The organism is Rhodothermales bacterium (assembly GCA_034439735.1).
Classification (GTDB): Bacteria; Bacteroidota; Rhodothermia; order Rhodothermales; family JAHQVL01; genus JAWKNW01.
Map to the genome: position 1 here is coordinate 1 of JAWXAX010000089.1, position 7,085 is coordinate 7,085.

A 7,085-nucleotide genomic window follows, 5' to 3' on the forward strand; every position below is an offset into this window, starting at 1 on the left:
CCCTCCTCGTCCTCGCCGCCGCCATCGCCCTGCCGGTCGGCGCGGCCGCGGACTCCGACGACCCGCCGGATGTCGATCCCCCGGTGGATCCCGAGCCTCGGCCACCGTTGAAACTCGTCGAAAAACCCCCTCCGCCGGCCATTCCGCGCGAGGATGGCCTGGGCTTATTCAGCGCGCCGCTGCTTCGTAAGCCGGGCTCCGCCCCAAAGGGGAACGAACCCGAAGCCGGCCTGCGCGTGGCCATCGACGTCGCCGTCGCGCTGCCCCTGTCGTCGTCTCAGACAGCCGTGCTCCTGGCGTTGTGGCCCGGATATGTTGGCCGCATCCGGGCCGAACGCATCCACGTGAGCGCCCTGCTGCAACACGCGACGCCTCAGGACGACCAGGGCCACACGATCGTCCTGTCCGTCCCGGATGATTTTCACCGGCGCATGCTGGACAGCCAGCAGGAGTACCTACTCAGCCGATTCCGCGAGGAGACCGGGAGGACGATCGCCCGGTTCGAGTTTCTCGTCGGAGGCGGGGAAGCAGGATCCCACGTACCGGAAACCCCCCGGGAAATCGATCCGTACGAGTACATGAAGCAAAAACGCCAGGAGAGCCCCGTCATTCGGGCCATCTTCGACCAATTCGGAGGAGAAGTCGTCTGGTGACCCCTCTCCCCACACCCAACTAACCGGCGCCACCAACCACGATACGACTTATGGCAGACGACTTGAATATGGCCGACATGTTCGGCAAGATGATGGACATGCAGCGCAAGATCAGCGAGGCGCAGGACACCCTGGCGGCGAAGACCGTGACGTCCGAAGCCGGCGGCGGCATGGTCAAGGTTACCGCGAACGGCCAGCAGAAGATTACGCAGATCAAGATCGATCCCACGGCCGTCGATCCGAACGATCTCGAATTGCTTGAGGATCTGATCATCGCCGGCGTCAACAAAGCCCTCGACGAAGCGGCGGCCCTGGCCCGGGGCGAGATGAGCCGGGCGGCCGGCGGGATGTTGCCCCCGGGGCTGGATCTCAAACAGTTCGGCCTGTAGAACTCCATGCACTTTACGTCCGAAGCCGTCGAAGCGCTCGTCGAACAGCTCACTCGCCTTCCCTCCATCGGCCGCAAGACGGCGCATCGCCTCGTCTCGTACATCCTGAAGATGCCCCGCGAGGAGGTCGTCGAGATGGCGAAAGCGCTCGTTGCCGTTAAGGACCGTGTCCGCAACTGCGTCGTCTGCTTCAACGTGTGCGACGGCGAGAAGTGCTCGATCTGCACCTCGCCACGGCGGGACCAGAGCCTCATCTGCGTGGTCGAGGAATCAAACGACGTGATGGCCCTCGAACGGACGAACGAGTACACAGGCGTCTATCATGTGCTCGGCGGCGTCATCAGCCCGCTCGATGGGATAGGTCCCGAGGAGTTGCGCATCCGGGAACTGGTGGCGCGTATCCAGCCGGCGGGCGCCGGCGAGGCGGACCGCCCCGCCACCCGCGAAGTCATCCTGGCGATGAACCCCAATGTCGAGGGCGATACCACGGCCTATTACCTCGCCCAGCTGCTCAAACCCTTAGGCGTCCGCCTCACCCGCATCGCCCGGGGCCTACCCATCGGAGGAGACCTGGAATACGCCGACGAAGCCACGTTGTCGCGTGCACTGGAAGGACGCGTGGTTTTGTAACGGACAACGTTGAACGTTGAGAAACTGTTAAGATTTGCGTATTGCAAAAGGAGCAAGTCATCCCCGCGCAGGCGGGGACCCAGAAAAATGCCAATCTGATGGCTGGATCCCCGCCTTCGCGGGGATGACTATGGCTTGAGCTGTGGAAATCCCTACAGTTTATGAACGTTGAACGTTTTCTCCCCTACCCTCTGTGTTCACCCGTCGCGGCGCCCTGGCGCTTTTTATCCCCGTCCTGCTCATCCTCCTCGGCTACGTGTTGTATCCGAGCCTACGGACGTTTATCACCACGTTTCAGGACGGCAACCTCGCGGAGGTCTTCTCCTCCTGGCGGAACGCCAACGTACGGGGGCTGATCAACTCGATTTCGATCTCCCTGTTCAGCGTTTTGGGCGCCGGCGTGCTGGGTACCGCGCTGGCCTATCTCTTCTTCCGGTACGATTTCCCGATGCGGCGCACGCTCATGGCCGTCGCCGCGCTCCCGTTGGCCCTCCCACCCCTCGTCGGCGTGCTCGCGTTCCTGTTCCTTTACGGTGAGAGCGGCATCCTGCCGCGCGGCCTCAAGATGGCCTTCGGCCTGGAGGAGGTGCCGTTCGCCTTCGAGGGGCTGTGGGCCGTGTGGTTCGTCCACGTCTATACCATGTACGTCTACTTTTACCTCTTCGTCACCGCCGCGCTACGCGGGTTGGATGGGAGCCTGCTTGAGGCCTCGGCGGACCTCGGGGCGTCGGCGACGATGACGTTTCGCCGGGTGATGCTGCCCCAGCTACGCCCCGCGCTCGTCAGTTCCGCGCTGCTCGTGTTTATGATCTCGATGGCGTCGTTCACCGCGCCGCTGCTGTTCGCCGGCACCGAAAGTTTTCTCACGACGCAGATCTACAATTACAAGACCAACGGCGACCTCAACCTGTCGGCCACGGTGTCGACCGTGCTGACCGCGATTTGCCTGGTATTTCTCCTGTTGATGGAGTGGACCAACCGCCGGCGGCACACGGCCGGCGCCGCGAAAGGCGTCCGGGCCGCTCCGATGCCGGTGCGGAGCGGCTGGGCGCGCACGCTGTTCCTCGCCGGCGCCCTAGTGCTCCTGCTCTTCCTCATGCTCCCCATCGCTACCGTCGCGCTCATCTCGTTTGCCCGGGAGGGGAGTTGGACGTATCAACTGCTGCCTCAGCGGTATACGCTGGACAACTACACGGCGCTGCTGGCGGACCCGGACGTGCTTCAACCGATTCTGAACAGTCTACGGATGGCCCTGCTGGCCACGGCCGGCAACGTCGTGTTTGGCGTCGCGGCGGCGTTGGTGATCGCCAAGAGCGGCCTCCCCGGCCGCGGCGTCGTGCGGTTGCTCGCAGCCCTACCGTTCGCCATCCCGGGAACGGTCATCGCGATCAACCTGATCGTCACCTTCAACGAGGCCACTCCGCTTTCCTTTGGCCAGATCCTCGTCGGCAGCTTCTGGATCCTGCCGCTGGCGTATTTCGTCCGCCACATCCCGTTTGTCGTCCGCTCCACCGTGGCCGCGCTCGAAACCTATGACGACCGACTGACCGAAGCCTCGGCCGACCTCGGCGCGCGCTTCGGGACCACCTTCAGACGCATCGTATTGCCCGTGATCGGGCCGGGCGTACTGGCCGGCACGCTGCTCACGTTCGTCACCGCGCTCGGCGAATTTGTCTCGTCCATCGTGCTCTACGTCTACACTAACCGCCCGATTAGCGTCGAAATCCTTTCCCAGCTCCGCCTGTACGAGTTCGGATCGGCGGCGGCGTACAGCGTCTTCCTCATGCTGCTCATCGGCGCCTCGACACTCGTCGTACGCCGGCTGGGCGGGAGCGACTCGGTGCGGCAGACGGCGTGAGCGGCCCGGGCCTCGCCTAGAGCCGGTCGATGGCGGCCTTCAGCCGGCGACGCACGTCTTCAGCTATACCCTGAAGCGACGTATTTTCGATCGCCTGCATCGATGCGACGGGATCGACCGCCGCCACTTCGATCTGGCCGGGGGCCGTCTCTTGCACGATCACATTGCAGGGCAACATCAGCCCGATGTGCGACTCCGCCAGCAGCGCCTGGTGGGCCGATGGCGGATGGCACGCGCCGAGGATACGGTAGGGCCGAAAGTCGACATCCAACTTCTTTTTCAGGGTGGCCTGGATATCGATATCCGTCAAAATACCAAAGCCTTCTTGTTTCAGCTCGTCGGTGACGCGCTCGACCGCGGCGTTCATCGACAAAGCGACCGTTTTGGAGGTAAAATAGGACATACACGTGCTCGATTAGTGCTCCTCCGGCTGACGCCGGTCTGCGTCTTGAAACCCACCGACAACGCTCATGTTCAACGCGTTCATCTCGCCAAAATCGCCCCTTCGATCTTTATGGAAGAGCCGTCCGCATCTACCGCTGCCCAACCCACCGCCGCCGAACCCCGGTGCGGCTGCGGGCACGCGAAGGACAATTTCTGGGTCTCGGCCAACGCCCGGTATTCGGCCTGGGGGTTCATCATGGGCGTGTTCATGGGGATCAGCGGCACGCTGCCGAAGAGCATCCAGTTCCAGTGCCGGAAGTGCGGGCAGGTGATCGAGGAACGGAGAGATCAGAAAAGCATCATGGCGTTCCGCGAACACTGATCGCACATACTAACCACGGCTACCATCCCACCCGTTTTTTATTCCGGATGACGCCGTTTTCGGCGTATTCGACCCAGTAGGCCTCCAGCGGCCAGTCTTCAGGCGCCACGTCCTCGCCGGCCACCGGCCGAAACCCGTGCTCCGTCATCACAAACCCGTGGCCCGTCTTGAGATCGGTCCAGGTCTCGTCGCGCCAGGCGAGCATATGTGGCACCGTATCCTCCAGTTCATCGACGAGGAACACGTACGCGGCCTCGGGCGCCCGAACGTCGTCCGGGTCCAGGACCGCGACCAGGCGGTCTTTGATCTGGGACCGGAGATGCCGCAGGAACGAGCGAGACGTTTTCTGCTCCTGCAGCTCCCAGATCGATGAAGGGAGCACCGCAAAACGTGTGGGTGACGCCGGTGTGCCAATCGATCCACCCACGAGCGGCTCCAGTTCAAGCGGCTGGATATCGACAGGCCGGCTTTCTGCTATTAGCCGCCGGCGACGGGCCGATGCCGATGAGATGTGTCCCGTCGCTCTCGTTGCGGTGTCCGGCAAAGCCACGCGGGCTTCCGCAGACGGCTCGCCGGCATCGCTGAATGTCGGACCTGACAATTCTTGCGGCGGGAGTGGGGTATAGGCGGCTTCGGGCCGGATGGGATCGGGGCTCGGGGATACATAGGCGCCCCAGGAATCGACCTTAGCCTCTTCATACAGCAGGGGCGCGATCACGGCCCGGAGCGCCGTGATCGACACACTGACCACGAGGACGATGGCGAGTGTGCGATAGAGGGCGGGGATACGCCGGACGGGCATCTCGGCCAGAGGCGGGATGGGCCATGCGCCGGTCGACGTAGCGTTGGACGGCGTTTCGGCCGGCGCCACCAACACGGGAGCCAGGGTCTCCGCGTCCCCATCGGCCGTCGCGGCGTGCGGGAGGAGCGCCCCCGACAGCACTTCAGTGCGTTGCTGGAACACATACCACGTACGCGTCATCCCATCGTGAATTGACGTGCGGACGCGGCCGCCCCCGATCTGGATGGCGCGCGCGAGGTTGGCCATGGCCAGCGTGAAGTGGCGCGCGGCTTCGCGATGGGGTGGAGAGACGATGGTGTCCGCCGGCTGTTGCCACACCGTGAGGGCCGTATCCTCCCGCCGGCCGACTGGCTCCTGCGACGCGTAGGGGCGCAGCGCGTTGGCCATCTCGCGCCCATTTTTGAATCGTTTCGTCGGCGTCTTTTCGAGACACCGGAAAACAACCGCGCGCAGCCACGCCGGCGTGTCGGGCCGGCGACGGAGGAGGGCCGGCGGCGATTCGTTGATCACTTTCTGGATTAACGCCAGCGCGTTTTCATCGGCGAACGGGACCTCACCCGTCAGGCATTCGTACAGGATGATGCCTAAGCTGTACAGGTCGCTCCGCGCATCGATGGGCTGCCCGCGGGCCTGCTCGGGGCTCATGTACGCCGGCGTGCCGATCATGCCGCGGGTGATCTGGGTAGAGGACTCCTCCAGGCGGGCAATGCCGAAATCGGTGATGACGGCAGCACCCGCGCGGCTGATGATGACGTTGGCGCTCTTTAGATCCCGGTGCAGCACCCCGCAGTCGTGTACATACGCCAGCGCGTCGGCCATCTGATACCCCCACCGCGCGATGTCCTCAATCGGAAGCACCCCGCCGTCGCGCACGATCTCCGCGAGCGTTTTGCCCTCGACACACTCCATCGCGATGTACGGCACCCCATGTTCGATGCCGGCATCGTATACCGCTACCACATGCGGATGCTTCAGCGTCCCGAGCGCCTTGGCCTCCCGCATAAAGCGTTCTACAAAAACGTGATCCCTCGTAAACTCTTCTTTCGGTACCTTGAGGGCGACGGGGCGGTCGAGAATCTCATGATGGGCCCTGTAGACCGTCCCCATGCCGCCGGTGCCCAGGGTAGAAGAAATGGTGTACCGAGAAAACGAGGGCTTTTCGTTGGTCTCAAGCATTGCCGTCAGTGAAGCATGGAGCCGTCGTAGAGCCTGTGCGTTCCTTCATGCGGGGGGAACATGCCGGTACGTTACGATGCGACTGAGCATGACGCCGGCTATCGCGAAATGCCTCTTTAGGGCCGTCGTTGCGCCTTGAACTGAAGAAGGGCGCCCGGGGGTAGGCTTGGCCGTCATCATCATCATCGTTACGTTTCGAACCCGCTGACAGAATCGCCATCAGGAATTATCTATAGCCGTTTATGCGTTTATCCAATTTTCACGCCCGCACGCGCTGCGCCGCGGCCCGTCTTTCCCCTTTTTTCCTCCCCGGCCTGCTGGCCGTCGCCCTCGCCGGCGCCGCCCCGAACCGGCCGCTTCACGCACAAAAAAACCCGTTCGGACTGGGCATTCTCCTGGGCTCCCCCACCGGAGTCAGTGCAAAATACTGGCTTTCAGATGAACGAGCCATCGATATGGCCGCCGCATGGTCGCTGGACGAAGATGAAGGCATCCAGCTACTGGCGGACTACGTGTGGCACACGACTCGTTTCGAAGGCCTCGAGCGCGACCGATCCTATGCCTATTACGGCATCGGCGGCCGGCTCCTCGCCGCCGACAATGCCACCGCGATCGGCATTCGAGGACCGCTGGGCGCCACCTATCTCTTCGACGACGCTCCCTTCGATGTGTTCATCGAAGTCGTGCCCTTTTTTGACCTGGTCCCCGAAACCCGCCTCGGGCTCCAACTCGGCATCGGAGGACGGTATTATTTCACGCCGAGAACAGGGAGACGGTGAGGGATTAGCGAGTAGCGATTCGTGATTAGCGA

Annotated in this window: 8 protein-coding genes; 6 read left to right on the forward strand and 2 right to left on the reverse strand. The window is 63.3% G+C overall.

Annotated elements, in window-relative coordinates; all coding sequences use genetic code 11:
* The 4 genes from SH809_07260 to SH809_07275 all read left to right on the forward strand — a co-directional run.
* A partial coding sequence (locus tag SH809_07260; protein ID MDZ4699486.1) for a hypothetical protein occupies positions 1-653 on the forward strand: 653 nt, incomplete at its 5' end.
* Positions 654-703: 50 nt separating this feature from the next.
* Positions 704-1,042, forward strand: coding sequence for a YbaB/EbfC family nucleoid-associated protein (locus tag SH809_07265; GenBank protein ID MDZ4699487.1), 339 nt, complete (start codon positions 704-706; stop codon positions 1,040-1,042).
* Between the two features lie 6 nt (positions 1,043-1,048).
* A complete protein-coding gene (gene recR / locus SH809_07270; GenBank protein MDZ4699488.1) occupies positions 1,049-1,672 on the forward strand; it encodes a recombination mediator RecR in 624 nt (207 codons plus the stop codon).
* A 193-nt stretch (positions 1,673-1,865) separates the two neighbouring features.
* Positions 1,866-3,530 (forward strand): iron ABC transporter permease, encoded by a 1,665-nt coding sequence (locus SH809_07275; protein MDZ4699489.1) that lies wholly within the window; start codon positions 1,866-1,868, stop codon positions 3,528-3,530.
* Between the two features lie 16 nt (positions 3,531-3,546).
* Here the strand turns inward: SH809_07275 and SH809_07280 are convergent, their stop codons facing one another.
* Positions 3,547-3,933: a DUF302 domain-containing protein gene (locus tag SH809_07280; GenBank protein ID MDZ4699490.1), complete on the reverse strand. Its 387-nt coding sequence runs from the start codon at positions 3,931-3,933 to the stop codon at positions 3,547-3,549.
* A gap of 111 nt (positions 3,934-4,044) precedes the next feature.
* Between SH809_07280 and SH809_07285 the strand changes: the two genes are divergently transcribed.
* Positions 4,045-4,296, forward strand: a complete 252-nt coding sequence (locus SH809_07285; GenBank protein ID MDZ4699491.1) for a hypothetical protein — start codon at positions 4,045-4,047, stop codon at positions 4,294-4,296.
* Between the two features lie 19 nt (positions 4,297-4,315).
* On the opposite strand, the gene SH809_07290 is transcribed toward SH809_07285, so the two are convergent.
* Positions 4,316-6,274, reverse strand: coding sequence for a serine/threonine-protein kinase (locus tag SH809_07290; GenBank protein MDZ4699492.1), 1,959 nt, complete (start codon positions 6,272-6,274; stop codon positions 4,316-4,318).
* Positions 6,275-6,516: 242 nt separating this feature from the next.
* On the opposite strand from SH809_07290, the gene SH809_07295 reads away from it, so the two are divergent.
* Entirely contained in the window at positions 6,517-7,053 is a 537-nt protein-coding gene (locus SH809_07295) for a hypothetical protein (protein ID MDZ4699493.1), read from the forward strand.
* The last annotated feature ends 32 nt before the right edge of the window (positions 7,054-7,085 follow it).

Coding starts and splice junctions, on each gene's coding strand:
- SH809_07280 (MDZ4699490.1), bottom strand. CDS start 3,933: ATGTCCTATTTTACCTCCAAAACGGTCGCTTTGTCGATGAACGCCGCG.
- SH809_07295 (MDZ4699493.1), top strand. CDS start 6,517: ATGCGTTTATCCAATTTTCACGCCCGCACGCGCTGCGCCGCGGCCCGT.
- recR (MDZ4699488.1), top strand. CDS start 1,049: ATGCACTTTACGTCCGAAGCCGTCGAAGCGCTCGTCGAACAGCTCACT.
- SH809_07265 (MDZ4699487.1), top strand. CDS start 704: ATGGCAGACGACTTGAATATGGCCGACATGTTCGGCAAGATGATGGAC.
- SH809_07290 (MDZ4699492.1), bottom strand. CDS start 6,274: ATGCTTGAGACCAACGAAAAGCCCTCGTTTTCTCGGTACACCATTTCT.
- SH809_07285 (MDZ4699491.1), top strand. CDS start 4,045: ATGGAAGAGCCGTCCGCATCTACCGCTGCCCAACCCACCGCCGCCGAA.